Consider the following 26,220-nt stretch of genomic DNA (forward strand, 5'->3'; position numbering starts at 1 on the left):
CAAACAAAAAAGAGACCAAACAACATCATAGACATATGACTATAATGTAGTTTGGTCTCTCCGAATCTCTAACCGTCTTATTAACTTACTATTATTGTAGCATTTTACGGGAGGTATGAAAAGATTTCTGTTCAATAACAACACAGTCTACTTGCTGAATTTCCATAGCTCTCTTTTGGATGTGGTAATCGCATCAGCACCAGCCTCAAGTGCCTTTTCCACTTCTTCCGATGTACGAATAAGACCTCCGGCAAGAATCTTTGTATTTGTTCGTTCCTTTACCTCTTTAATCATCCATGGCATTGCTCCTGGGAGCACCTCAATGTAATCAGGCTTCGTTTTCTCAAGTAAACGATAACTTCTTTCCAAAGCATGTGAATCAATTAAAAACATTCGTTGAATGGCCACAACACCCTTTTGCTTTGCTTTTAAAATGACATTAGATTTTGTAGAAATAAGACCATATGGATCAAACTCCTGGCATATATATTCAGCAGCATAATCATCGTTTTTCAACCCATGTATGAGATCAACATGGTAAATCAGCTTTTTATGATGCTGCTCTGCTAATTTATGAAAATTGCCCAATTGAGAAATGTGAGTTTCAAGGAATATTCCAATCTCATAATCACTTTGTAAAAATTTCTCAAACTGTTTGATTGAGGAAAAAGCCGGTAAAATTTTTTGCATGGTAGTTCCTTTCCTTCAAATAAAGTTCTATACTAAGCTTAAATTTAAATAGAGTATTTGTAAATGAAAGGTTTTGTTATAAATCTGAAAAGCAAAAACGACCGTGGTAAACCTCATCCACGATCGTTTTTCTCACCTTAATCCGTTATGAACCTGATGTCCTGTTACTGCTTTATACTCATTCTCTAGCTCACTAAGAGTTAGTTCATATAATTGACGATTATCTGAAGATTTATAGTAATCAAGCCTTAACAATTGCTGAATGACCTGTTCCTTTTTCAAGCGAATTGCTTTTTTAAAGATTTCACCCATATTCGCTCACACCTTTATTAAGAATGATAGGAAATCTACAAAAGTTGACTTTCAATCTCCATTTGCTGAAGAAAGTGCTCTAATCTTAATTTAAGTTCCGATGACTCTTTTAAGCATTTTGTGGTATGTAAGAAAGAGGCTTCATCACCTTTCCCCAGAGACTGATCTACTTGAAATTTTAAATGATTTATTTTCAATTCAATATCCACTAATGAAGCTAGATAACCTTTCGTAAAATATTTATCTAAATCGTCCAGAGCCATATAAAAATGCCAATGTTTATTTAAGATCACTAAAATATACCACCCTGTATCAAAAAGAAATTTTTTATCATTTGTCACTTCAATAAAGTCCTCTTTTTTAATTTCAAGAACATCTGAGTGATCTCCGTCCGGACAAAAACAATCAACAATATGCTCAAACGAATCTGTTACAATAAAATAATGATGATGCATATGCTCTCCTCCTTAATGCCACTTATTTTTTATTCTATTCGGTCTTATCGGATGATCCTCTTGACATCTGTCAGTAAATGGACAATTAACACAATGACTTAATGAACCATTTTGAACCAAATCCTTCATATATTCTAAATACATAACACCTTTTGGGATATTCTTCACAGAAGGTGTTGTAACAAATACTTCTCCCTCCATTAAAGAGTAAATCTCAATTTTTTCTGGTAAAATACCAAAAGCTTCGTAAGAGAAAACGGCTAGTAAATGAGTGTAAAGATCTATTAATTCCTGGTCTGCATCCACAAGGAATTTTTTAATAGTAAATGTCTTTGTTGACCATTCCACCAACTCAAGTGTAATGGAAAACTGCATCTCCAATCCCTTCATATATGTATAAAGCTTCTCATATAAGATCAAAGGTGGTGTGTCATTGTTTTTGGTTGTTAAAAACTGCAATAGATGATCAGTTGTTTTGGCCAAAATCATATAATATTTCTCTTTAGACTGAAAGTAGTGAAGACTAACTTTACTCCAATAACGTTCAATTAACTTAAAGGCCATTAACTTTGTCTGTTCTTTTACTGGCAACTGATAATAAGCCTGAACAACTCCATTAATAAGCAATTGAACAATCTGTCTCCACCTTATATCACTTTCTTTTCCCTCTAAATTTTGCTGGTAATATATTTTATATGGACACTTAATAAATGACTCTAAATGCTCATCAGTCATCGGACTTATATAAGTCTGGGTGTATTTATGTACCATTTAGAATCCCTTCCTTTAAATGAAATTCATTCTCATTGTTAATGATAATCAAGTAAACCTGCTCCGCAGCAGGAACAAACCTGATTGTCATGATCTTCTTTACATTCGAAAAAACCACAAAATGTACAATAAATGAATATAATGATGGGCGTTGTATGTTCCATCATACTCTCCTTGTAATTGAAAATGATTATCATTATCCTCGAGAATTATTTTAAATGAAAACAATTCTCAATGTCAAGCAGATCTTATGACTTTGTTTGGAAGTTTACATTAGAAAAAAGAAAAGAAATGTTTTTGGAAAATTTAAATGGCATACAAAAAAGCTTGGTGACCAGCCAAGCTTTTTCACTATATAGGGGGTTGGGGAAAATCGAGTTTCAAGATGAATCAAGGCAACCCTGCTTTGGAACGACCAATTTAGTTACTACTATGTAAAGTATGGTTGTTTTTGATTATCTCTATAACCATATGATAATGATTATCAATATCATTGTCAATGATTTTTATGAATTTTATTTATTTTTTTTGGGAGGTTAGTTGGAAATGGTGTTGTGTCTTGTTGGTTTAACGTTTCTTTCACTTTTATGATTGTCTTAGAGCACTTCGGCTGTTATCGAGAAAAGTTGACGGAATCGAGGCAGGTTTTTGTCTCAATTTGCTCTTATTGAGACAAAATCCGATTACAATACCCGGTCCTTGTCCCGATTCCTTTTCTATCGGGGGACACATTTTGATCTCATGACCTGATTTTTGTCTCGATTCTGCTACTATCGGGACACTTCTTAGTCTCATGACCTGATTTTTGTCTCGATTCTGCTACTATCGAGACACTTCTTAGTCTCTTGACCTGATTTTTGTCTCGATTCTGCTACTATCGGGACACTTCTTAGTCTCATGACCTGATTTTTGTCTCGATTCTGCTACTATCGGGACACTTCTTAGTCTCATGACCTGATTTTTGTCTCGATTCTGCTACTATCGAGACACATTTTGGTCTCTTGACGATTAAGTCCGTATAATTGTGTAAAAAGAAAAAGGGTTCATTTTATTCACTCTTGGCTACAATGTTTTCAGCTACGATAAACATGAAAAGAGGAATAAGATGACCCAGTTACAGTTTAACCTAGATTTGGAAGTTTTAAAAGATTCTGTATTAAATTCTGATATTGATGCAGTAGTTAAATCAGCAATTGTTTTGGTCTTAAATGAGTTTATGGAAAAAGAGAGAGATGATTATCTACATGCTGCTTCTTATGAACGCTCTGCAGCCCGTCGTGACTATCGCAACGGCTACTATGAACGTGAATTAATTATGAGTATCGGCAAGATACAACTCAAGGTGCCGAGAACTCGTGATGGTGAGTTTTCGACTACAGTTTTTGAAAAATATGCTAGATGTGATCAAGCTTTAGTGATCTCCATGTTGGAAATGGTTATTAATGGGGTCTCAACACGCAAGGTAACACAAATAGTTGAACAGCTATGTGGTAAATCTGTCTCAAAATCGTTTGTTTCTTCATTGACCTTGAAATTAGATCCAATCGTAAATGATTGGGCAAAGCGTCCTTTAAACGTCAAATATTATCCCTATCTTTTTGTAGATGCCATGTATATCAAAGTGAGAGAACACCATAAGGTGGTCTCAAAGGCTGTTTATATTGCCACAGCTATTACAGATAAGGGCCAGCGTGAAATACTTGGTCTAAGTATTGATCATGCAGAGAATTACGAGAGTTGGAGTCGCTTCCTTCAACAGCTAAAATCACGAGGACTTCAGTCTCCGAAACTAGTGATATCAGATGCTCACCAAGGCTTACAAAAAGCCATACAACGTGAATTTTTAGGTACTAGCTGGCAAAGGTGTAATGTTCATTTTAAAAGGAACATTATTGAAAAGTTGCCCAAAAAGGATTCAGCTGATATTCGTATGATGATCAAGCGTGTGTTTGAGGCAATCACTGTTGAAGATATCAGAACCTTTAAGAATGAACTGATGACTCAATTTGGAAATAATCCAAAGTACGAAAAGGCTCTTACTATTTTCGATGAAGGGTTCGAAGATACCATTCAATATATGAATCATCCAGTGAATATGCGCCCTCATATACGAAGTACGAACTCTCTTGAACGATTAAATCAAGAAGTACGAAGAAGAGAAAGAGTTATTCGTATCTTCCCAAACACACAATCTGCTTTTCGTTTAGTAGGAGCTGTTTTAATGGAATACCAAGAATCTGTTTACTCTACAAAATCTATAAGAAGATGCTAATTTTTTCGTAGCTTCCATTATGGAATGATCACATATCCAGGAAAGACTGTCAAAGTGAGGAACCTTTGACAGCCTTCCCTGGATATGTAAGTGAAAGCCCATGGAATTTACGCAAAAAAAAATGTAGGGGATAATACACATATCCAAATGTAGTAGTTGAAAACATTGTATTAAATTTACACAATATTCTGGACTTGACTCTCTTGACCTGATTTTTGTCTCAATTCTGCTACTATCGGGACACTTCTTAGTCTCATGACCTGATTTTTGTCTCGATTCTGCTACTATCGGGACACATCTTAGTCTCTTGACCTGATTTTTGTCTCGATTCTGCTACTATCGGGACACATTTTGGTCTCTTGACCTGATTTTTGTCTCAATTCTGCTACTATTGAGACACATTTTGGTCTCATGACCTGATTTTTGTCTCGATTCTGCTACTATCGAGACACTTCTTAGTCTCTTGACCTGATTTTTGTCTCGATTCTGCTACTATCGGGACACTTCTTAGTCTCATGACCTGATTTTTGTCTCGATTCTGCTACTATCGAGACACTTCTTAGTCTCATGACCTGATTTTTGTCTCGATTCTGCTACTATCGGGACACTTCTTAGTCTCTTGACCTGATTTTTGTCTCGATTCTGCTACTATCGGGACACATCTTAGTCTCTTGACCGATTAAGTCCGTATAATTGTGTAAAAAGAAAAAGGGTTCATTTTATTCACTCTTGGCTACAATGTTTTCAGCTACGATAAACATGAAAAGAGGAATAAGATGACCCAGTTACAGTTTAACCTAGATTTGGAAGTTTTAAAAGATTCTGTATTAAATTCTGATATTGATGCAGTAGTTAAATCAGCAATTGTTTTGGTCTTAAATGAGTTTATGGAAAAAGAGAGAGATGATTATCTACATGCTGCTTCTTATGAACGCTCTGCAGCCCGTCGTGACTATCGCAACGGCTACTATGAACGTGAATTAATTATGAGTATCGGCAAGATACAACTCAAGGTGCCGAGAACTCGTGATGGTGAGTTTTCGACTACAGTTTTTGAAAAATATGCTAGATGTGATCAAGCTTTAGTGATCTCCATGTTGGAAATGGTTATTAATGGGGTCTCAACACGCAAGGTAACACAAATAGTTGAACAGCTATGTGGTAAATCTGTCTCAAAATCGTTTGTTTCTTCATTGACCTTGAAATTAGATCCAATCGTAAATGATTGGGCAAAGCGTCCTTTAAACGTCAAATATTATCCCTATCTTTTTGTAGATGCCATGTATATCAAAGTGAGAGAACACCATAAGGTGGTCTCAAAGGCTGTTTATATTGCCACAGCTATTACAGATAAGGGCCAGCGTGAAATACTTGGTCTAAGTATTGATCATGCAGAGAATTACGAGAGTTGGAGTCGCTTCCTTCAACAGCTAAAATCACGAGGACTTCAGTCTCCGAAACTAGTGATATCAGATGCTCACCAAGGCTTACAAAAAGCCATACAACGTGAATTTTTAGGTACTAGCTGGCAAAGGTGTAATGTTCATTTTAAAAGGAACATTATTGAAAAGTTGCCCAAAAAGGATTCAGCTGATATTCGTATGATGATCAAGCGTGTGTTTGAGGCAATCACTGTTGAAGATATCAGAACCTTTAAGAATGAACTGATGACTCAATTTGGAAATAATCCAAAGTACGAAAAGGCTCTTACTATTTTCGATGAAGGGTTCGAAGATACCATTCAATATATGAATCATCCAGTGAATATGCGCCCTCATATACGAAGTACGAACTCTCTTGAACGATTAAATCAAGAAGTACGAAGAAGAGAAAGAGTTATTCGTATCTTCCCAAACACACAATCTGCTTTTCGTTTAGTAGGAGCTGTTTTAATGGAATACCAAGAATCTGTTTACTCTACAAAATCTATAAGAAGATGCTAATTTTTTCGTAGCTTCCATTATGGAATGATCACATATCCAGGAAAGACTGTCAAAGTGAGGAACCTTTGACAGCCTTCCCTGGATATGTAAGTGAAAGCCCATGGAATTTACGCAAAAAAAAATGTAGGGGATAATACACATATCCAAATGTAGTAGTTGAAAACATTGTATTAAATTTACACAATATTCTGGACTTGACTTCTTGACCTGATTTTTGTCTCAATTCTACTACTATCGGGACACATTTTGGCCTCTTGACCTGATTTTTGTCTCAATTCTGCTACTATTGAGACACATTTTGGTCTCTTGACCTGATTTTTGTCTCGATTCTGCTACTATTGAGACACTTCTTAGTCTCATGACCTGATTTTTGTCTCGATTCTGCTACTATCGGGACACTTCTTAGTCTCATGACCTAATTTTTATCCCGATTCCTCTTCTATCGAGATACATTTTGATCTCATCACCTGAGCCTTGTCCCGATTCTGTCTTTCAGAGTCCAATTCTTGTTTGTTAACTTTCATCAAAGAGACCAACCCCATCAGAAGGTTGGTCTTGCTTATTTCATTAACCTCTTCATCAATTTCAACCCATTTTTTGCATTAGGATATCTAAAATGGAAGTCAAAGCGGTTCGTTTGTTTGAGGACACTCTTATAATGTGAAAATGCTGTAAAGCTCGATTCACCATGGTAAGTACCCATACCGCTTTCTCCGACACCTCCAAAAGGAAGATACGGGGTGGCAATATGCATAAGTGTATCGTTAATACATCCACCACCAAATGAAATAGATTCTGTTACTTTCTTCTCCATTTCTTCAGATGTTGTAAATAAATACAAAGCTAACGGCTTAGGACGGTCTGTTACAAAATCAATCACGGTTCGGATATTTTCATATTCAAGCACAGGAAAGATTGGTCCGAAGATTTCATCTGTCATAACGCCAGAAGTCATACTTTCCGGTTCTAACAAAGTTGGCTCTATCTTCAAGCTTGCCTCGTCAGAGTCTCCTCCAAATAATAGTGAACCGTCCGACAAATACTTCTTTAATCGTTGAAAATGACGATCATTCACAATTCTTGTAAACTCCTCATTTTCTAATGGTTTATCTCCATAAAAATCAACAATAACCTTCTTAAGCTCAGTTAAGAATTCCTGTTTTACTTTCTTGTGAACAAATAAATAATCAGGAGCAATACAGGTTTGACCTGCATTAATGAATTTACCAAAGGCAATCCGTTTTGCAGCCAATTCAACATTTGCTGTTTCATCTACGATACAAGGACTTTTTCCACCCAATTCAAGTGTAATTGGAATTAATCGTTTAGCTGCTGCTTCCATTACGACTTTTCCAACAGGTACACTTCCTGTAAAAAAGATATAATCAAACTCTTGATCTAATAAATATGTCGTCGTTTCAACACCGCCTTCAAGTACAGCTATGTATTCAGAAGAAAAGGTGTCTCCTATCATCTCAGCAAGCAATGTTGAAGTGTGCGGGGTTAATTCAGAAGGTTTTAAAACAGCTGTGTTTCCTGCTGCAATTGCACCAATTAAAGGAGCCAGTTGCAGCTGAAAAGGATAATTCCATGGAGCAATAATAAGCGTTACTCCATATGGTTCTGCCACTTTGAAACCCTTTGAGCCAATATGTGTTTTGGCAGTTTTTACTTTTTCCGGCTTCATCCATTTATCAATATGTTTTAATGTAAAACTTATTTCCTCCAAAAGAAATCCGATCTCTGTGACATAAGCCTCTGTTTCTGATTTATTTAAATCCCGTTTGAGAGCGAGGCATATCTTCTCTTCGTTTTTTCTAATTTGTTCAGCAAGCTTCTTTAACATACTCACTCGAAAATCTTTTGATTTTGTTTGTCCGTTACGAAAAAACTCCTTTTGCCTTCTTACAGTATATTCGACTGCAGTAAGTGATTGCTCCTTTATTTGTGTCATGGGAAAAGCCCTCCTAATACGCTTCATCACTTATTGTTAATATAGACATCTTACGTTCATAATGTCAAAAAGAGGTGTGCCTCAATGCTATAGAAAGAGACTTAATCTTATGATTAAGCCTTTTATTACAGTGATTGTGCCCGCTCGCCTTGCACCGTAGTTTTCATAAATCCCCACTTCACTGATAAGATCACCCCTATGAATCCAGCTCCACCAGCCGTTAAAAACACTGAAACATAAGTACCTTCGTGACTAAAAAGACCCGCAATAAATGGTCCAAGAAAAATACCTAACGCATAAATTGCTTGAAAGAGACCCATTGCTGTTGCACGTTTATTGTTTGGAATCGTTTGAATGGCCATGCCCATTAATAATGGTATCGTCATTCCTTGTGCAAATCCATTTAAAGCTTGAGTAACATATAGAATAGGTAGACTGCTGATAAATGGTATTATAGCGGAAAATATAAATGTTCCAAAAAAGCCTATCATTAGTATTGTCCATTTTTGAAAACGAGCAACCAAATATCTACCTGTCACAATCGGTGCAATAGCATGTGGTACCATGAAACTAAATACAAGAAAAAGCAATGTTTTACTTTCGGCACCTATTGTTAGAGCATAATCAGGGGTAAAACCAAACATCGTAATAAATAAGACTGCATGAGCAATTGCGGATAAAATGGCTGCTTTTAACACAATCTTTTCTCTAAAAACTTCGGTTAATTCGTGTTTTTCAATCTTCTTAGCATTCTTTTCACCGCTTATCTCTCTCACTCGTAAAGCTAGAAGAATTCCGATGGTACCAATAACCCCACCTAACCAAAAAGGCGCCTTCCAGCCCCAATGACTAACAAGGTAGCCACTTAAGCCCATACTAATAAGCTGAGATGATACCGTTATAAACTGGACATTCCCCATTGCCTTTGTTGTGTCTTCTTGTTTAAAATAACTGGCATATAATACGGTAAACGCCACCCACATCGAAGCAGTTACTCCTGAAACAAATCTGGCTAATAACGCAAATCCAAGGCTTTCAGTTAAAGCAAAACCAAAGCAGCTAATAACCCCTGTAATGAGTCCAATGATGACAAACGGTTTACGAATTTGTAGTCGATCTGAAATAATCCCTACCGGAAGACGTAGTAAAATTTGCATAATCCCATAACTACCAACGATAAATCCTACTAATGTATAAGTCCCACCTAAGAAATCCAAATATGATACAAACACAGGAACATAAATATAGAGAGAGAACCAATAGGTAAAGGTAATGATAATAAATAACATATGGTCATAGACTGAAACCTTTTTAACGTTTATAGCACTAATACCTCCTAAAACAAACTTTCACCCTTATATGTATGTTATCTTTTTTTAACATATTTTTAAATCCTAAAAAGCCTGTTCCATTTTTCCTCTAGAACAGGCCAATAAATTAAAAGTATACAATCCATATCACAATAACTAATAAAATTCGATAAATCGCAAATGGCATAAGTTTGATTTTATTAATGAGCTTTAGGAAAAAACGAATGGAAAGAAGTGCAAATATAAAGGCACTTATAAATCCGGCAATAAAAAACGGCATTGCCTCAATAGTGAAATATTGCCAGTTTTTCAAAAGAGAGATCGCACTTGCTCCCGCCATGATTGGTACTGCCATAATAAAAGTGAAATCAGCTGCAGCACGGTGGCTCATTCCGAGTAGAACTCCTCCTGAAATGGTTGATCCTGAACGGGAAAATCCAGGCCATAATGAAAGACATTGTATTAATCCAACAGAAAATGCTTGTTTATAAGTAATTTGATCAACTGTCTCAATTTTTGCTTTCTTTGGACCAAAAAGATCGGCTGCGATCATTAAGACTGCACCAACAACTAAACCGATTAACACAGTTGTAATAGAAAATAAATGTTCATCTATATAATCCTCGAAAAGAACGCCTAGCACACCGGCCGGGATTAAGCCTACAATGACTTGAGTAAGCTTTAAACGACTTGTTCCTTCCGTAAATTTAGTTGTTTTTTTGCTCAATCTTTCTAAACCTAACATTTGGATAAAGCGGTCCTTAAAGACCACCACTACAGCTAAAATGGAGCCTAGTTGTATAACAATTTTAAACGTATTTGCCACATATTTACCTAAAAATTCTTCTGATTGTAACCACATATCATCGACAATAATCATATGACCTGTTGAAGAAACGGGTGCAAACTCAGTTAACCCTTCTACTAAGCCCAGTATAACAGCCTTTAAGAGTGTAAGAATATCCATCTTTTAAGCTCCTATCATTCTTTTAATCGTTAAACCACAAAAGTAAGTATAACGTTAAAAGTGTCAGGAGGGAATCTCTTTTTCACTTTAGTTTTGATCACCGAACACCATAATATGATTTCGCCCATTAGCCTTCGCAGAATATAATGCCTGATCTGCCTGTTCTAATACTAATTCAGCTGTTTGCCCCGGTTGAGATTCGGCTATACCAAAGCTTGCAGTAAGTTTCCCCACTACCTTAAACTGATGTTGGTTAACTAAGAGTTTTAGCTTTTTGGCTAAATTTAACGTTTTTTCAATCGTCTCATTTTTTGTGATGACAATGAATTCTTCCCCACCCCACCGAGCAAAAAATTCATTCTTGTTTAGACCGCTATTAATGACCTTAGTTATTTCTATCAACACTGAATCACCTACACTATGACCATATTGGTCGTTAACTTTTTTAAAATGATCAATATCAAAAAAAAGAATGGAATAGGCCTTACCTTCCTCATCAAGCTTTTCAAACATGTGATGTACTGCACGACGGTTATCAATCCCGGTCAGCATATCTTTGTAAGCCATTTTTTCTAGCATACCCGTCCTAGCAGAAGCTTCAAGGAGATTTCTACCAAAGAAAAGAAAGATAATATATACGAACATAGCTAACTGGTAATTTATAAAAGAACCAACCATTAAACTTGGGATTTCTGCACTATATATGAGAAGGATGCCTGTAGTTATTGTCCATAAAATAAATGCAAGAATCATTCCCAGGTTCCCAACAAATGTGATAAAAATATAAATAAACAGAAGTGGTGTCCATATTGCAGAATCACTAATTGAATCCTGATGATTCTGGATAATGTCAATATTAATTGTCCAATAGGTAAGAAAAAGATGAAAGAAGGAAACTAAGCAAAAGATGGTTAATTCAATAAAACGAAAGTATAGATTTTTATAAATAAAAAGGAAAGAACACGAGAAAAGTAGCAGATAAGTAACAGCTGCGAGTTTTTCAAAAAAATTAAAAGAATTCCAGCTAAATAAACTCATAAAAAGAGTAAATAATATAATCGGTATAACATATAGATATACCTTGCGTTTTAATTCGTTAAATGTTGATAGATCACTAGACAAGACCGTCATCTCCTAAAAAAAAGAACTAATCCACCGATTAGTTCTTTTTATTTAAATCGGTAACTGGCAAGCATATTCCTCAGAACTTAGCCCCTGTAGCTTTGCGTCTCTACCTTTCAGTAGATTTGCCCTTAACTATTTAGTTGGAGTTGAGAAAAACAGGAATTTGTTCCCTGATACTTTTCACCTATATCCTTATTCTATACTAATATGGATAAATCTACAAGTAATAAACATTCTAGTTTATAATTAATTTTAAAAAGGAAAACCTATAAAGGTCTTCCTTTTTTCCTACTCCTTTACGAACTCCTTTGTACTACGAACGGTATCAATTGGACGAACCAGCTTTTCAATTTGTTCCCGTTTTGGCTCTAGAAATGGAGGTAATGATAGCTTTTCTCCTAGAGTTTCATAAGGTTCATCTCCCATAAAACCTGGACCATCTGTCGCAAATTCAAATAGTATATGAGGAGCAACTCTTGCATATAGAGATTCGAAGAAGTGACGATTTACATAGCCTGAAGTTGGAAAACCTATGCTTTGCATATGACTAATCCACTCTTCTAACACTACGCGGTCTTCAACACGGAAGGCAACATGATGGACAGTACCATAGCCTTGAATTCCTTGAGGAAGCATCACATTGTGCTCCAAAATGACCTGTGCTCCATTTCCTCCTTCACCAACTTCAAATAGGTGAAATGATCCTTCCTGTGACACTTCCTTAAAACCAAGTGCTCTTTCTAGTACCTCTTTCATTTGTTCAACATTATTTACCACGATAAAAATGGGTCCTAGTCCTGTAATCGCATAATCTAAAGGAATCGGCCCTTTTTGCCATGGTGTACCAGAGGCAACTCCTTTATTTTGTTCATCTGAAATTAATTGGTATTGTTGATCATCAAAGTCTACAAATGATAATGTTTTTTTACCAAACTGTTCTTTAATTCCTGTATGCTTAACTTCCAGGCGATCAAAACGTTTTACCCAGTAATCCAATGCAGCATCTGTTGGGACTCGAAATGATGTTTTGGAAATTTCATTTGTACCGTGTACTCCTTTTGGAATTCCTGGGAAGTCAAAGAATGTCATGTCAGTCCCCGCACTTCCTACATCATCAGCAAAAAATAAGTGATACGTCTGGATATCATCTTGATTTACTGTTTTCTTAACTAAACGCATTCCTAACACATATGTGAAGAACTCATAATTTTTCTCAGCACTACTTGTTATAGCCGTTACATGATGAATACCTTTTAGTTGATTCATTGTGATCCTCCATTATTTTGTAATGTTTATATTTTAACTATAAGTTGTTAGTAGCATTCCTCTCAAAATATCTCTAAATAAAATATCTTGAATTAAAGATAATATACCATAGAAAAACCTTTCTTTCAAACAATAAAAACTTAGCTTACTTCCAAAGCCAATTTCATGAATGTATAAAAAAAGACAGGGCTTCCCCTGTCTTTACCTATATTAATCGTGGAAATTCGTACCGTCTGTTGTTTCTCCGATAATACCTGCGCGAATAACAAAGTCACCAAAGTGCTCATTTTCTTCACGTTCCTTCGCATAGCGAGGGATAATCGTATTAAGCTCTTTTAGAATTTCTTCTTCACCGATGTTTTCACGGTACATTTTGCTTAAACGGCTTCCGTCATGTGCTGCACCAAGATACATATTGTATTTACCAGGTGCCTTACCGATAAAGCCGATTTCACCTAATGCGTGGCGGGCACATCCATTTGGACAGCCTGTCATACGAATGGTGATTTCTTTATCTTTTAGACCGTTTTGATCCACGATCTCATCGATTTTATCAATTAATTTTGGTAAGTAACGTTCTGCTTCAGCCATTGCTAAACCACATGTTGGTAAAGCAACACATGCTAATGCACTACGACGTAATGCAGAATAATGCTTACCATCTGTTAAACCGTATTTTTCAATAAGTTCACTGATTTTTTTCTTTTTCTGACTTGATACATTTCCAATGATCAGGTTTTGGTTTGCTGTTAAACGGAAGTCACCTGTGTGAATTTTAGCAATTTCTCTGATACCTGTCATAAGCTTGTAGTCGTCATAGTCTGTTACACGTCCACCTTCAATAAATAGTGTGAAGTTCCATTTTCCTTTCACACCTTTTTCCCAACCATAACGATCTCCGTTATGATCGAAAGTGAATGGCTTCGCTTCTTCTAAGCTCCAGCCAAGACGATTTTCTAACTCTTCTTTTACGTTTTCAAGCCCTAGGCGATCGACCGTATATTTGAAACGTGCATTTTTACGTACAGAACGATTTCCATAGTCACGTTGAATTGTAATGATTTTTTCTGCTACATCATAAGCCTGTTCTGGTTTAATGAAACCAATAACTTTCGCAAGCTGTGGATATGTTTCTTTATCACCATGACTCATACCCATACCACCGCCAATTGCTACGTTAAAACCAACAAGCTTGTCGTTCTCAACAACGGCAATATAACCTAAGTCTTGAGAGAAAATATCAACATCGTTTGAAGGCGGAACGGCAATACCAATCTTAAATTTACGTGGTAGGTAAAGCGGACCGTACATTGGCTCAAGCTCTTCTGTATCAGGTGTACCAGCTACTCTTTCTTCATCAAGCCATATTTCATGATAAGCTCTTGTACGTGGTAATAAATCATCACTTAGTTTTTTCGACCATTCATACACTTCTTGATGCACGTTCGATTGATACGGATTTGCCACACACATTACATTACGGTTAACGTCTCCACATGCAGCGATCGTATCCATTAATGAAGCATGAATACCTTGAATCGTTTTCTTCATGTTCCATTTTAGAATTCCGTGCATTTGGAACGTCATACGAGTTGTTAGCTTTAACGTACCGTTTCCGTATTTTTGGGCAAGGTCATCCATAACAAGCCACTGGTTTGGTGTGGCAACACCACCTGGTAAACGAACACGTAGCATAAATTGATAAGCTGGCTCTAATTTTTGTTTTTGACGCTCATTTCGAAGATCACGGTCATCTTGTAAATAGCTTCCGTGGTGTTTCATTAAGCGGTTATCATCATCTGAAATACCTGAGCTTAATGGCTCAAGCATAGATTCTTTAAGCGTCCCACGCAAAAAGTCACTTCTTTCTTTAATGTCTTCAACATCACTTGGTGGGCCTTCTGGTGCTTTTAATATTTTGTTCGCCATGTTGCTAATCTCCTTTCAATCAAAAAATCAATATACATCGCGTTGATAGCGTTTATTTTGTTTCATATCTGCAAGGTAGGCCTCAGCTTTTTCACGGCTTAATCCGCCTTCTTTTTCAATAATGTCGATCAGTGTGTTGTTAACATCTTTCGCCATATGATTTTTATCACCGCAAACGTACACAACAGCCCCTTCTTCAAGCCATTGGAACAACTCTTTGCTGTGCTCTTGCATGCGATTCTGTACATAAACTTTTTCTTCTTGATCACGTGAAAAAGCAACATCCATTCTCGTTAACACACCGTCTTTAATCCATTTTTGCCATTCTGTTTGGTACAGAAAGTCTGTTACAAAATGTTGATCACCGAAGAACATCCATGATTTACCTTCTGCACCGATTTCTTCACGCTCTTGCATAAATGCACGAAATGGTGCAACACCTGTTCCAGGTCCAACCATAATAATCGGTGTATCAGGATTTTGTGGTAGTCTAAAATTTTGATTCTTTTGAATATACACTGGTAATGTATCACCAGGTTGCAGGCGTTCTGCCACTTGGGTTGACGCCACACCTTTACGATGACGACCATGTGTTTCATAACGGACAGCCCCAATTGTTAAGTGAACTTCATCTGGATTTGCAGCTAAGCTACTTGCAATAGAATATAGACGAACTGGCATTTTACGTAGAACACCAGCAAATTCCTGTGCAGAAACTTCCCATGGACCAAAGTCACGAATTAAATCTAATAGGTCACGACCATCAATATATGCTTTTATAGAATCCCTATTTGATACAAGTGATTGTAAATCTTTATTAGAATTAAGCTGTGCTGCTTTTTCAACAACTGGTTTCGTTAACGTGGCAATTTCAACCCTTGAGCTTAATGCCTCTTTCAATGTTACTTCTTCATTATTCACTGTAACTTTTTCAGTTGCATCCCATTTTACTGCTTCAAGAATAAGGTTAACAAGTTCAGGATCATTTTCCGGGTAAACACCTAGAGCATCACCTGGCTCAAATGTAAGGCCAGATCCTTCTAATGACAACTCAAGATGACGCGTTTCTTTATTAGAGCCGCGACCATTTAGGTTTAGGTTTTCAAGAACCTCTGCTTTAAATGGATTTGTTCTTGAGTAAGCTGATTCTAAAGCTTGAGGAGCAGGGGCAGCTGCTTCTTGCGCTTGAACAGGTTCTGCTCCCGCAGCTTGTGCTTCATCAAGACCAGCTAAAACTCCTGCAATCCACTCAGCTGCAGGCTCATCAAAGTCTAAATCACAATCGATACGTGGATAAAGACGAGTTCCACCAAGATCTTCTAAACGTTGATCAAATTCTTTTCCTGTTTGACAGAAAAACTCATAAGAGCTATCACCAAGCGATAGAACTGAAAAGCGAAGTTCATCAAGCTTTGGAGCTCGTTTACCATGAAGGAACTCATGGAAAGAAATCGCATTATCCGGCGGATCTCCCTCGCCATGTGTACTTACTACAATAAGAAGATTCTCTACCTTCTTTAAGCTATTTGGTTTAAAATCACTCATTGATGAAACGGTTACTTTATAACCACGACTCTCGAGTTCTTTTCCTGCCTTATTTGCAAGACCCTGGGCATTACCAGTTTGAGAACCAAATAGAATCGTAACATCCTTAGATACTGGCTTTACATTTACTGGAACAACAGCCTCTACTACCGGCGCTTCGGGAGCAGCCGTAACATTAGCAGAACCAGCTTGTGTAGCAGCTAGATACCCACTCAACCAGACTTTTTGAGATTCCGTCAAGGTTGGCAGAAGACGATTAAGGAGCTCTACTTGCTCCTGATTAAACGGACTGTTCATTACCTGAAGTTGCAACAAAATCCACACCTCACAAAATTTACTTGTACAAATTATTCATAATTACTAGTTTCCATTATTTTAGTCTCACTGACAAGTGAAAAATATAATTCATTTTACCACAACTCATTATTCCTATCAATAAAGTTGGAATTTAATTGTGTGAAGAATGAAAAAGTTTTTGACAAGTTTGTGAGGATTGATGATACTTTTTGTTAAAAGGAAAACTTGTTCGTTCTATTCCACTATCGTTATATAATAGAGTTAAAACAAAAATTTATAACATAAATCCTCTTAATATCCGTACTAAACCAAAAAGTACCTATTCAAGGAGAATTCACCTATGCACCAATTAAATTGGCTCGATGCCACTGAACAGGCTTATCTTATTAAAACCAAACAAATTTCAGCTGCAGAATTAGTTTCCCATACAATTGACTTAATAGAAGAGTTAAACCCCAAATTAAATGCTGTCACACATAAATTGTATGAAGACAAGTTACCACCAACTGAATCCGGTCCATTTTCAGGTGTTCCGTTCCTTATGAAGGATTTGGAATTTTTCGCAAACACCCCCTACACAGCAGGATCTACATATCTTAAAAACTTTATTGCCTCAGCTGATAGTGAGTACTCATCACGAATCCGTCAACAAACGGGGCTTATCACAATTGGAAAAACAAATACTTGTGAGTTTGGACTAGTACCGACTACTGAGCCTTTACAATATGGTCCAACGAGAAATCCATGGAATCTAGCCTATACAGTTGGAGGCTCAAGCGGAGGGGCTGCGGCTGCTGTTGCAGCTGGAATTGTTCCGATGGCACATGCCTCGGACGGGGGAGGATCAATTAGAATTCCCGCATCTTGTTGTGGAGTTTTTGGCCTAAAAGTAAGTAGAGGCAGAATTCCAAAGAACCCTGATCCGGTTGGCCTCGGAGTTAATCATGTGATTACACGGACTGTTCGAGATAGTGCGGGACTTCTTGATGCTACATATGGAAATAATCCTGGTGATCCATTCTATGTATCACAACCAAGTAGTTCATTTGTCACTGAGTCAATCAAAGAACCTAGGAAATTAAAAATAGCTGTTTTAAAAACCGGATTTAACGGTAAAAAGATTCATTCTGATTGTGAAGATGCTGTTTTAGATGCAGCAAATCTCTGTCAATCTCTTGGCCATGATGTTGAGGAGGGATTTCCTACTATTCATGTTGATCAATATAATCGAGCATTTCAAGTGCTTTGGCAATCATCCTTTTCACAAGGAATACATTCTTTAACAAATTTAACTGGAAGAGCTCCGAAGCAAGAAGAACTAGAACCTTATACTTGGGAAGTTTTACACTGCGGGAATTCATACAGAGCAACAGAATATCTTGCTGCGATTAGTTACATGCAGCTAGTAACGAAAGAAGTTGCTCAATTTTTCAACAACTACGATCTCCTATTAACTCCAACTCTTAGTGAGCCACCTCTAAGAATTGGTGAATTATCTTATAAAGGTAATATAGAGGAGTATGTTAACAGACTAAATGAATGGGTACCCTTCACTCCACTTGCGAATACAACTGGCTGTCCGGCGATGTCTGTTCCATTGTTTTGGAATAAAGATATCTTACCTATTGGTGTTCAGTTTATGGGACCGCTCGGAGATGAAGCTACTCTGTTTCAACTTGCTGGACAGCTTGAGCAAGCACGGCCTTGGAAAGATAAAAAACCAACTATTATATAGAAGAAAGTAGACGAAACGTTCGTCTACTTTTCCTCTTATCTATTAATAACCCTCTCAATATGAATCGTCAAATACAGCTTCTCATCGTTTGTTAACTCGTAATCAAATTGTCTTTCCACATAATCATTAATTTTTTCCGTACATTCATAAGCTTGTTTGTGTTTGTTTTTTACAGCTTCAAACAGAAAATCGTCTTCACCTTCCATGTAAGTTTTGCTGTATAGTCTTTGAGCAAAGAACTTCAAATGAGTGACAAATCGGAAGAAGTTAAGAGACTCTTCGTTAAAATCCATCTTAAAGTGATATTTCACAATTTTTAAGATGTCTTGCATCGTTTTTGTAATGTTTACGATATTAGGCATTTCTTCATTTAGCTCTGCATTCACAATATGCATGGCAATAAAGCCAGCTTCATCCTCAGGCAATGTAACATCAAGCTTTTCCTTAATCATACCCAGTGCTTCTACACCAAGAGAAAATTCATCTTTATATAGCTTTTTGATTTCCCATAGCAACGCATTCTTTATATCGAGGCCTTTTTTATTACGTTCAATGGCAAAATTAATGTGATCTGTAAGAGAAACATAAATACTGTCATTTAGTTCTCTTCCAAGCTTACTTTTTGCTTTTTTAATAACCTCTTCTGTTACTTCCATGAGTTCAATTGAAACCTCATATAAAAGGGTTTTAAATCGTTCCGACATGTCTTTATTTTTCAGTGTAAACACTTTCTCAATTTTATCATCATCTATTTCGTCACCAGGTCTTTTTTGAAAAGCAAGACCTTTCCCCATGATAACAAGCTCTATATTTTCTTCATTAAATGCACTTACAACATTATTGTTAAATACTTTTTCTATTTTCATATAACCACCTAAACTTTTTATGGTTTATTTGTTAAACAGATTTTCTCGTATAAGCTCTATTTATCGTATTATAAGTGATACTCTTCTCCATGACCACTTCTAAAGATTATAGGAGAATCCCTGTACTAATAGAAGGAAAGCTGTTGTCAGCTTTCCTCTTATATCATGATGACCTGAAAGTATTCTCCATTTGCCTATCACATGCTTGAACCACCTTTTCCCTTAATAATGCTTCTTAAAGTGATTCACCATTACTCTCAATTACTTTTTTATACCAATCAAAGCTTTTCTTTTTATGCCGTTGTAGTGTACCGTTTCCTTCGTTGTCTTTATCAACGTAAATGTAGCCATAGCGTTTTTTCATTTCTCCAGTTGAAGCACTCACAATATCAATTGGACCCCAGCTTGTATAACCAAGAATCTCAACGCCATCTTCAATCGCTTCACTCATTTCAGCAACGTGCTTTTTTAAGTATTCAATACGGTAGTCATCATGAACTTCACCGCCTGCTGTTAATTCATCAACAGCCCCTAAACCATTTTCCACAACAAATAATGGCTTTTGATAGCGATCATATAATTGATTCGCTGTAATTCGGAATCCTCTAGGATCAATCGTCCAGCCCCATTCTGATTTTTCAAGGTATGGATTTTCAATAGATCCGAACACATTTCCTGACGTCATATTATTTACTTCTGGATCTGTACTAGTTGCACGGCTCGCATAATAACTAAAGCCAATATAGTCAACGGTATGATTTTTTAGAAGCTCTTCATCTCCAGGTTCCATTTCAATCTTTATGTTATGATCTTTGAAAAATCTCTTAGCATACCCTGGATATGCTCCACGTGATTGAACATCGATGAAAAAGAACGATTCACGGTCTTTCTCCATCGCATCCCAAACATCCTCCGGGTTACATGTGTATGAATAAGTCATTCCTGCAGCGAGCATACATCCGATCATTGCCCCTGGGCTGATTTCGTGACAAGCTTTTACAGCAAGTGCACTAGCAACTAATTGATGATGTGCAGCTTGGTATTTAATTTGCTCTTTATTGTCTCCTTCTTTGAAAACAAGTCCAGCACCTACAAATGGCAAATGCAATAACATATTAATTTCATTAAATGTCATCCAGTATTTTACCTTATCTTTAAAACGTTTAAATAAAGTTGTTGCATAAGTTTCAAATAAAGAAACAAGCTTACGATTTTTCCAACTTCCATAGTTCTCAACCAAGTTAACAGGTACATCAAAATGAGCAATTGTTACAACAGGCTCAATATTATATTTCAATAGTTCATCGAAAAGATCATCATAAAACTTTAACCCTGCTTCATTAGGCTGCGCATCATCACCATTCGGGAAGATTCGTGCCCATGAAATAGATACACGTAAGGCCTTGAATCCCATCTCTGCAAAAAGTGCAATATCTTCTTTATAACGATGATAAAAATCAATTGCCGTATGTGATGGGTAAAATTCACCTTCAAGTGGTTGGAAAGAAGGAAGATTTCCAAACATGATATCCCAGCGCTTTTCACCTGTTGGTAGTAAATCAACTGTTGTTAATCCTTTTCCACCTTCGAGATAGGCCCCTTCTGTTTGATTGGCAGCAATCGCACCGCCCCATAAAAATCCTTTTGGAAAAGCCATGAAGAAAACTCCTTTTCATAAAAAAGTGAGGGAGAGAACGTCTTAAAAGACGACCTCCTCCTTAGCTAACATTTAATTTATAGTAAAAACACAGTCACCAGTTTTCACTTGTTTCTCTGGTGTTAAGTTTAGATTAAACTCTTTATGATTCGTTACCACAACAGGTGTTGTGAGTGGTTTCCCCGCTTCTTTAATCTTATCCATATCAAACTCTATTAAGAGTTGACCTTTTTCAATTCGGTCACCTTGAGAAACATGGGCTGTAAAATACTTTCCTTCTAACTGTACAGTATCCATACCGATATGAATCAGAATATCTACCCCATTTTCAGTCGTGATACCAATTGCATGATTAGTCGGGAATAAAGCAGTCACGATACCAGAAGCAGGAGCTAATAGCTTTCCTTCGCTTGGCTCAATTGCTACACCATGACCAAGAGCACCTGATGCAAATGCTTCGTCTTCTATTTCTGATAAAACCTTTACTTCACCTGTTAAAGGACTAATGATTTGTTCATTTTTAGCATTTGAAGCTGTTGTTACTGCCACTTCACTCTCAGAATTTTCAGTTACTTCATTTTTAGCTTTTCCCATTCCAAATAGGTACGTAAGAATAAAGCCTAGACCAAATGCTACAGCAAATGAAATCAACATTGCCCAAAAAGCAAATGTAATACCATCTGTTGGACTGATAAATGATGGAATTCCGAATACTCCAAGACCGCCTACCATGTAAATTTTAGAACCAGCTGCACCGATAATCCCACCACCAACAGCAGCTGCAATACAGCTAATGATAAATGGCTTTTTAAGCGGTAATGTAATACCGTAAATTGCTGGCTCTGTTACACCGAAAATACCCGAAATAAATGCTGGAATACTTAATGTTTTCAGCTTTTGCTGCTTTGTTCTAATCCATACTGCCAATACTGCACCAATTTGAGCAAATGAAGCAGCAAATGTAGTTGCTAATACCGGGTCAGCACCCATTGTTGTAAGGTTGTTAATCGCAATTGGTACAAGACCCCAGTGAAGACCAAAGATAACAAGTAACTGCCATAATCCACCTACAAAAATCCCTGCAACTAGTGGGCTTAAATTATAGATAAATAGGGTTGCCATTCCTAAAAGATTACCTAACCATGTTGCGATAGGTCCAATTATGATAAATGTTAAAGGAACAACAATTAGTAATGTAAAAAATGGTACTAAGAATGCTTTCACTACACTTGGAATGATTTTTTTCAAACGGTTTTCTACAATTGCTGCGAAATATGATGCTAAAATAATCGGGATAACAGAAGATGCATAACTCATTAAAATGACAGGTACACCTAAAAATGTAATATGAATTGCTGATTCAAACATTGTCCCTGAAAATAATGTGTAAAGAGGATCGCCTGCCGTTAAGCCTGATAAAGTTGGATAAACTAATGAACCCCCAATGGCCATTCCGATGAACGGACTTCCACCAAACTTTTTAATCGCTGTGTATCCTAAGAAAATTGGAAAGAAGTAAAATAATGAATCACCAATTGCATTTAAAATTTGATAAGTTCCCGATGTATCCTCTAACCAACCTAATGCAAGAAATAGTGCATTAAAACCTTTGATCATCCCTGTTGCAGCTAATACGCCAAGTACAGGAGTGAATATACTTGAAATGATGTCAATTAAACTTGATTTTTGTTTTTCTTCATCATCACTAGTTTGCGACTGTCCTTGAAAACCACCAACATGTAATACTGCTTGATAAACATCTGGTACATGGTTTCCAATAACCACTTGATATTGCCCACCGCTTTTCATAACAGTTACAACATCATCCATATTTTTTAGTACTTCTGTATTTGCCTTTGATTCATCTTTTAATTTAAAACGTAATCTAGTAATACAATGCACGACACTGGAAACGTTTTCTTTTCCGCCGACATTTGAGAGTATATCTTTAGCCAACTGCTCGTATTTCATGAGGTGTCCCTTCTTTCATCTTAATTTTAGACAAATAAAAAACCTGAGCCGAATAGCACACAAATATCGCGAATATTGTGTCACTATTCAGTCCAGGTTATGCCCACTTAAGGTAACATTCCTATAACGGAATATGTATTATTTATTTGTTATATGTAATTTATCACGGGTAAAATTGAATGTCAACGCTTTCTTTTGATTTTTTTGTAGTTTACTAGACTTTGGAACTAAATGAAAAAAAGAGGTCTTTCGCGACCTCCTTTTCTCATGAATCAGCTATTTGCTTTTAATACCTGACTGCCCTTGTCCCTATAACTAGTGTCACCAATCTTTTCAACGTAAGGTTTACCATCAATAAAATTGACAACCGAAACACTGCAATTGTCATGAACCTTAAACTCTTTGCTGTTTGTGACTTGGATTATATAGTTACCGATTGTTACACCGTGAGAAAAAATTAAAATATTTCCATCATCTGGAGCATGTTTTTCAACAATTTCATTGATTGCTTGTTCAGTTCTTTCAAAAAGCTGTGCATATGTTTCACCTTCTGGAGCACAAGCATTAACATCAAGGCTGAATAATTTTTCGAGGGCATCTCCGTAAAGATTGGGAATTTCATCTTCTAATAAAGCTTCTAATACTCCAAAATTCATTTCCTTTAATCGTGCATCAGGGTTTAAAGGTATGTCACGGTCACCGATGGCATATTTAGCTGTGTCGAGTACTCTCTGACTGTCACTTGCATAGGCTGCAATAAATTCAATATCAGATAAGCCCTTTCCAACTGATTTAGCTTGTAAAATTCCTTTTTCAGTAAGTGGTGAATCGCAGAAACCCTGCATTCTTCGTTCCACATTATATTGAGTTTCTCCGTGGCGGACAAAATAAAGAGTTAGTTTGTTTTCTGTTGCCATTTATGAACACATCCTTTTTTTCAGTCTCGGTCTCTGAAGGTTTTACCCTAATAATGACATTATGACCATTATAATCCTCTTCTAATGGTGTCACAATGAAAACATACTTTATCCTTAGAACATAAAAAAAGCATAACCTTAATGGCTATGCTTTCTGACTATAAAAACGATTTAGCAGAATTCTCTCGATTATAGGTGATATACTTAATCGTACTCTCTAGCACATTACGTATTTCTTCTATGTGAATTGGTTTTTTAATATAAGCATAACACCCTTCTTCAGAAGCCTGGTTTATCGTTGATTCCATTGCATCCGCACTAACAGCTATAACAGGAATGTCCTTTGATAAAGGGTTCGATTTAATATGCTTTAATGCATCTAGCCCATTCATATCTGGCAACGTAATGTCTAGTAAAATAATATCAGGCTTTAGTTCAATGGCTTGTTTTATTCCGTCTTTTCCAGACGTTACACACTGTAAATCGATCGTTTGAATGATACGTAGCATTGATCTCATTACGTCTATATTGTCGGTGTTATCTTCAATATATAAAACTCTTAAAGGTTGGCTTAATGGAATCAATGGCTCTTCATCTATATTTTGCACACATACTTCAGACTGTTTATTCAACTTTTTAAACGAAACCCAGAAAGTAGAGCCTTTCCCTTTTTCTGTTGTCACACCGTAGTTACCATGCATTCTCTTGGTTAGCTGTGATACAATCGCCAGCCCGATACCTGTACCTTTCCAGTTATTCATTGTATTTTTACTTCTATAAAAGGGCTCATAAATAAGATCAAGATCTTCTTGCTCGATTCCGATTCCACTGTCTTTAACATTAATTTTTACTTCTTCACTATCATTTTCCTCATCACAATATATATGAACCGTTCCATTTGCTCTGTTATACTTCAAGGCATTATCCAATAGATTTGTGATAATTTGATTAAAACGAACTGGGTCTGCTTCTATGAAAAAATCTGATGGGACATCCTCTAAATGGATATCTATATCAGAAGTATTTGTTTCAAGAATAGAGCCTACACAATCTTCTAGAAAAGATTTGACTTGTAATTCTTTTTTGTGAATATTCACTTTACCCGTATCAATAGCTGTAAAATCTAATATCTCCTCTATTAAATTCAGTAATTGTTCAGAGGCATTATAGATTTTAGATATTTTTTGGTTCAAATCTGGCGAATTTTTATCCATTAAGAGAATTTGTGAGTAACCTTGAATCGTATTAAGAGGAGTTCGCAAATCATGGCTCATTTGTGATAAAAAGACAGTTTTTGCAAGATTAGCTTTTTCTGCATTTATTTTTTCTAATTCAAGAAACTTTTCACGCTCCATTTGACGGGCATTCCCAATTAACAGCTCTTCATTTTTCTTTTCCAACAAGTTATTTTCTGTTTCTAGTTGTTGGACCCTTTCTCTTTCTGCTGCTGAAAATGAAATATATTTCGTATGATAAAAAGGGGACTTTTCAATTGCTTCATCCACCATGACATACTCATGAATTTTTAATAACTCATTTTGAAAAAAAGCAGGTGTAATAAAAGCATTATAAGCACACACCGAGATCGTATTACTTCCCTGTAATAGTCGATCTACTTGACTCTCATAATTCCTTATTTCACTTATTGAAGAATCATCCGCTAATACATGTCCCCAAGTTCGTGTTCTTATTCCCTTTTCAACATTCATCTGCAACATTTCCTTTAACTGCTTAAAACTCTCATCTGCGTCAAATCCTTTTTCTGAGAGGTAAAAATCTTCAATCGGCATGAAATCTACTAAGTTCATTTCTTCTTCTGTATACCCACTACTTACTAAAAGGTCAGATAGATTTTTATATACACTCTGTTCTTCTACAAACAAGATTTTATCCTGATGTTGTAAACCCTGACTAATAAATTGATAAGCATGCTCCAGATACTTTTTCTCATCATTAAACATATATAAAATGTGAGCACCTTTTCCATTTAAATTATTTGTGAATTCCTTTAAAAAAGGCACACTTTCCCACTTAGGTGTTTTTCTTTCTTTCATTTGCCATCCCCCGTCCTAATCTCGTTACTATGTTAATCAATCATTTGTTATTGTAGAAGATAATATCATTGGAAGTAGTTCATAAATTTAACAAAAACAGCAAGTCTTATAAATTCTTAATTTGGAACAGCAAATAAGCTTCTTTATCTATAAAAGACATAAAAAAACTCTAAGTATCTCCCTC

Annotated in this window: 19 protein-coding genes and 1 riboswitch; of the genes, 3 read left to right on the plus strand and 16 right to left on the minus strand. The window is 36.3% G+C overall.

The genetic code is table 11. The features are described 5' to 3' along the window. Window positions 1–147: 147 nt before the first annotated feature. The 4 genes from LPC09_RS21395 to LPC09_RS21410 all read right to left on the minus strand — a co-directional run bounded on the left by LPC09_RS21395 (window position 148) and on the right by LPC09_RS21410 (window position 2,228). Window positions 148–690, minus strand: a complete 543-nt coding sequence (locus LPC09_RS21395) for a glycerol-3-phosphate responsive antiterminator (protein WP_231308237.1) — start codon at window positions 688–690, stop codon at window positions 148–150. Window positions 691–822: 132 nt separating this feature from the next. Beyond that, the gene (locus LPC09_RS21400; protein ID WP_231308238.1) at window positions 823–1,002 is read right to left on the minus strand and encodes a Fur-regulated basic protein FbpA; all 180 of its coding nucleotides are present in this window, start codon (window positions 1,000–1,002) and stop codon (window positions 823–825) included. Window positions 1,003–1,037: 35 nt separating this feature from the next. Then, a complete protein-coding gene (locus LPC09_RS21405; RefSeq protein ID WP_231308239.1) occupies window positions 1,038–1,457 on the minus strand; it encodes a hypothetical protein in 420 nt (139 codons plus the stop codon). Window positions 1,458–1,469: 12 nt separating this feature from the next. Next, complete coding sequence (locus LPC09_RS21410; protein ID WP_231308240.1) at window positions 1,470–2,228, minus strand: hypothetical protein; 759 nt, start codon at window positions 2,226–2,228, stop codon at window positions 1,470–1,472. A gap of 1,105 nt (window positions 2,229–3,333) precedes the next feature. On the opposite strand from LPC09_RS21410, the gene LPC09_RS21415 reads away from it, so the two are divergent. Continuing rightward, the gene (locus LPC09_RS21415) at window positions 3,334–4,500 is read left to right on the plus strand and encodes an IS256 family transposase (RefSeq protein WP_098798984.1); all 1,167 of its coding nucleotides are present in this window, start codon (window positions 3,334–3,336) and stop codon (window positions 4,498–4,500) included. 776 nt (window positions 4,501–5,276) lie between these two features. Beyond that, entirely contained in the window at window positions 5,277–6,443 is a 1,167-nt protein-coding gene (locus LPC09_RS21420) for an IS256 family transposase (protein ID WP_098798984.1), read from the plus strand. Between the two features lie 559 nt (window positions 6,444–7,002). On the opposite strand, the gene LPC09_RS21425 is transcribed toward LPC09_RS21420, so the two are convergent. The 7 genes from LPC09_RS21425 to LPC09_RS21455 all read right to left on the minus strand — a co-directional run bounded on the left by LPC09_RS21425 (window position 7,003) and on the right by LPC09_RS21455 (window position 16,851). Next, complete coding sequence (locus LPC09_RS21425; RefSeq protein ID WP_231308241.1) at window positions 7,003–8,397, minus strand: aldehyde dehydrogenase; 1,395 nt, start codon at window positions 8,395–8,397, stop codon at window positions 7,003–7,005. A gap of 125 nt (window positions 8,398–8,522) precedes the next feature. Beyond that, a complete protein-coding gene (locus LPC09_RS21430; RefSeq protein WP_231308242.1) occupies window positions 8,523–9,686 on the minus strand; it encodes an MFS transporter in 1,164 nt (387 codons plus the stop codon). Between the two features lie 148 nt (window positions 9,687–9,834). After that, window positions 9,835–10,674 carry an undecaprenyl-diphosphate phosphatase gene (locus tag LPC09_RS21435; RefSeq protein ID WP_231308243.1) on the minus strand — a complete coding sequence of 280 codons (840 nt, stop codon included), beginning with the start codon at window positions 10,672–10,674 and terminating at the stop codon, window positions 9,835–9,837. Window positions 10,675–10,761: 87 nt separating this feature from the next. Continuing rightward, window positions 10,762–11,796, minus strand: a complete 1,035-nt coding sequence (locus LPC09_RS21440; protein WP_231308244.1) for a GGDEF domain-containing protein — start codon at window positions 11,794–11,796, stop codon at window positions 10,762–10,764. 55 nt (window positions 11,797–11,851) lie between these two features. Next, a riboswitch (cyclic di-GMP riboswitch) is annotated at window positions 11,852–11,936 on the minus strand. A gap of 151 nt (window positions 11,937–12,087) precedes the next feature. Further along, window positions 12,088–13,065: a ring-cleaving dioxygenase gene (locus tag LPC09_RS21445; protein WP_231308245.1), complete on the minus strand. Its 978-nt coding sequence runs from the start codon at window positions 13,063–13,065 to the stop codon at window positions 12,088–12,090. 210 nt (window positions 13,066–13,275) lie between these two features. Next, on the minus strand, window positions 13,276–14,994 hold the full coding sequence (gene cysI, locus LPC09_RS21450) for an assimilatory sulfite reductase (NADPH) hemoprotein subunit (protein WP_231308246.1): 1,719 nt from the start codon (window positions 14,992–14,994) through the stop codon (window positions 13,276–13,278). 27 nt (window positions 14,995–15,021) lie between these two features. Continuing rightward, a complete protein-coding gene (locus LPC09_RS21455) occupies window positions 15,022–16,851 on the minus strand; it encodes an assimilatory sulfite reductase (NADPH) flavoprotein subunit (protein ID WP_231309794.1) in 1,830 nt (609 codons plus the stop codon). A 325-nt stretch (window positions 16,852–17,176) separates the two neighbouring features. On the opposite strand from LPC09_RS21455, the gene LPC09_RS21460 reads away from it, so the two are divergent. Continuing rightward, window positions 17,177–18,571, plus strand: coding sequence for an amidase (locus LPC09_RS21460; RefSeq protein WP_231308247.1), 1,395 nt, complete (start codon window positions 17,177–17,179; stop codon window positions 18,569–18,571). A 35-nt stretch (window positions 18,572–18,606) separates the two neighbouring features. Here LPC09_RS21460 and licT read toward each other — a convergent pair whose 3' ends face one another. The 5 genes from licT to LPC09_RS21485 form a co-directional block, all read right to left on the minus strand. Next, window positions 18,607–19,437, minus strand: coding sequence for a BglG family transcription antiterminator LicT (gene licT, locus LPC09_RS21465; RefSeq protein WP_231308248.1), 831 nt, complete (start codon window positions 19,435–19,437; stop codon window positions 18,607–18,609). 235 nt (window positions 19,438–19,672) lie between these two features. Next, complete coding sequence (ascB, locus tag LPC09_RS21470) at window positions 19,673–21,094, minus strand: 6-phospho-beta-glucosidase (protein ID WP_231308249.1); 1,422 nt, start codon at window positions 21,092–21,094, stop codon at window positions 19,673–19,675. Window positions 21,095–21,166: 72 nt separating this feature from the next. Next, window positions 21,167–23,065 carry a beta-glucoside-specific PTS transporter subunit IIABC gene (locus LPC09_RS21475; protein ID WP_231308250.1) on the minus strand — a complete coding sequence of 633 codons (1,899 nt, stop codon included), beginning with the start codon at window positions 23,063–23,065 and terminating at the stop codon, window positions 21,167–21,169. Between the two features lie 272 nt (window positions 23,066–23,337). After that, window positions 23,338–23,982, minus strand: coding sequence for a histidine phosphatase family protein (locus LPC09_RS21480; protein WP_231308251.1), 645 nt, complete (start codon window positions 23,980–23,982; stop codon window positions 23,338–23,340). Window positions 23,983–24,140: 158 nt separating this feature from the next. Then, window positions 24,141–26,036, minus strand: a complete 1,896-nt coding sequence (locus LPC09_RS21485) for an ATP-binding protein (RefSeq protein ID WP_231308252.1) — start codon at window positions 26,034–26,036, stop codon at window positions 24,141–24,143. Between the last annotated feature and the right edge of the window lie 184 nt (window positions 26,037–26,220).

Origin of the sequence: Metabacillus sp. B2-18 (assembly GCF_021117275.1) — a bacterium.
In the GTDB taxonomy this organism is placed as follows: domain Bacteria; phylum Bacillota; class Bacilli; order Bacillales; family Bacillaceae; genus Metabacillus.

Bases quoted from the DNA above. Each gene is read 5' to 3' on its own strand.
- LPC09_RS21460 (WP_231308247.1), top strand. From the start codon at position 17,177: ATGCACCAATTAAATTGGCTCGATGCCACTGAACAGGCTTATCTTATT.
- ascB (WP_231308249.1), bottom strand. From the start codon at position 21,094: ATGGCTTTTCCAAAAGGATTTTTATGGGGCGGTGCGATTGCTGCCAAT.
- LPC09_RS21485 (WP_231308252.1), bottom strand. From the start codon at position 26,036: ATGAAAGAAAGAAAAACACCTAAGTGGGAAAGTGTGCCTTTTTTAAAG.
- LPC09_RS21435 (WP_231308243.1), bottom strand. From the start codon at position 10,674: ATGGATATTCTTACACTCTTAAAGGCTGTTATACTGGGCTTAGTAGAA.
- LPC09_RS21445 (WP_231308245.1), bottom strand. From the start codon at position 13,065: ATGAATCAACTAAAAGGTATTCATCATGTAACGGCTATAACAAGTAGT.
- LPC09_RS21415 (WP_098798984.1), top strand. From the start codon at position 3,334: ATGACCCAGTTACAGTTTAACCTAGATTTGGAAGTTTTAAAAGATTCT.
- LPC09_RS21475 (WP_231308250.1), bottom strand. From the start codon at position 23,065: ATGAAATACGAGCAGTTGGCTAAAGATATACTCTCAAATGTCGGCGGA.
- LPC09_RS21405 (WP_231308239.1), bottom strand. From the start codon at position 1,457: ATGCATCATCATTATTTTATTGTAACAGATTCGTTTGAGCATATTGTT.
- LPC09_RS21395 (WP_231308237.1), bottom strand. From the start codon at position 690: ATGCAAAAAATTTTACCGGCTTTTTCCTCAATCAAACAGTTTGAGAAA.
- LPC09_RS21400 (WP_231308238.1), bottom strand. From the start codon at position 1,002: ATGGGTGAAATCTTTAAAAAAGCAATTCGCTTGAAAAAGGAACAGGTC.
- LPC09_RS21410 (WP_231308240.1), bottom strand. From the start codon at position 2,228: ATGGTACATAAATACACCCAGACTTATATAAGTCCGATGACTGATGAG.
- licT (WP_231308248.1), bottom strand. From the start codon at position 19,437: ATGAAAATAGAAAAAGTATTTAACAATAATGTTGTAAGTGCATTTAAT.
- cysI (WP_231308246.1), bottom strand. From the start codon at position 14,994: ATGGCGAACAAAATATTAAAAGCACCAGAAGGCCCACCAAGTGATGTT.
- LPC09_RS21430 (WP_231308242.1), bottom strand. From the start codon at position 9,686: ATGTTATTTATTATCATTACCTTTACCTATTGGTTCTCTCTCTATATT.
- LPC09_RS21425 (WP_231308241.1), bottom strand. From the start codon at position 8,397: ATGACACAAATAAAGGAGCAATCACTTACTGCAGTCGAATATACTGTA.
- LPC09_RS21480 (WP_231308251.1), bottom strand. From the start codon at position 23,982: ATGGCAACAGAAAACAAACTAACTCTTTATTTTGTCCGCCACGGAGAA.
- LPC09_RS21420 (WP_098798984.1), top strand. From the start codon at position 5,277: ATGACCCAGTTACAGTTTAACCTAGATTTGGAAGTTTTAAAAGATTCT.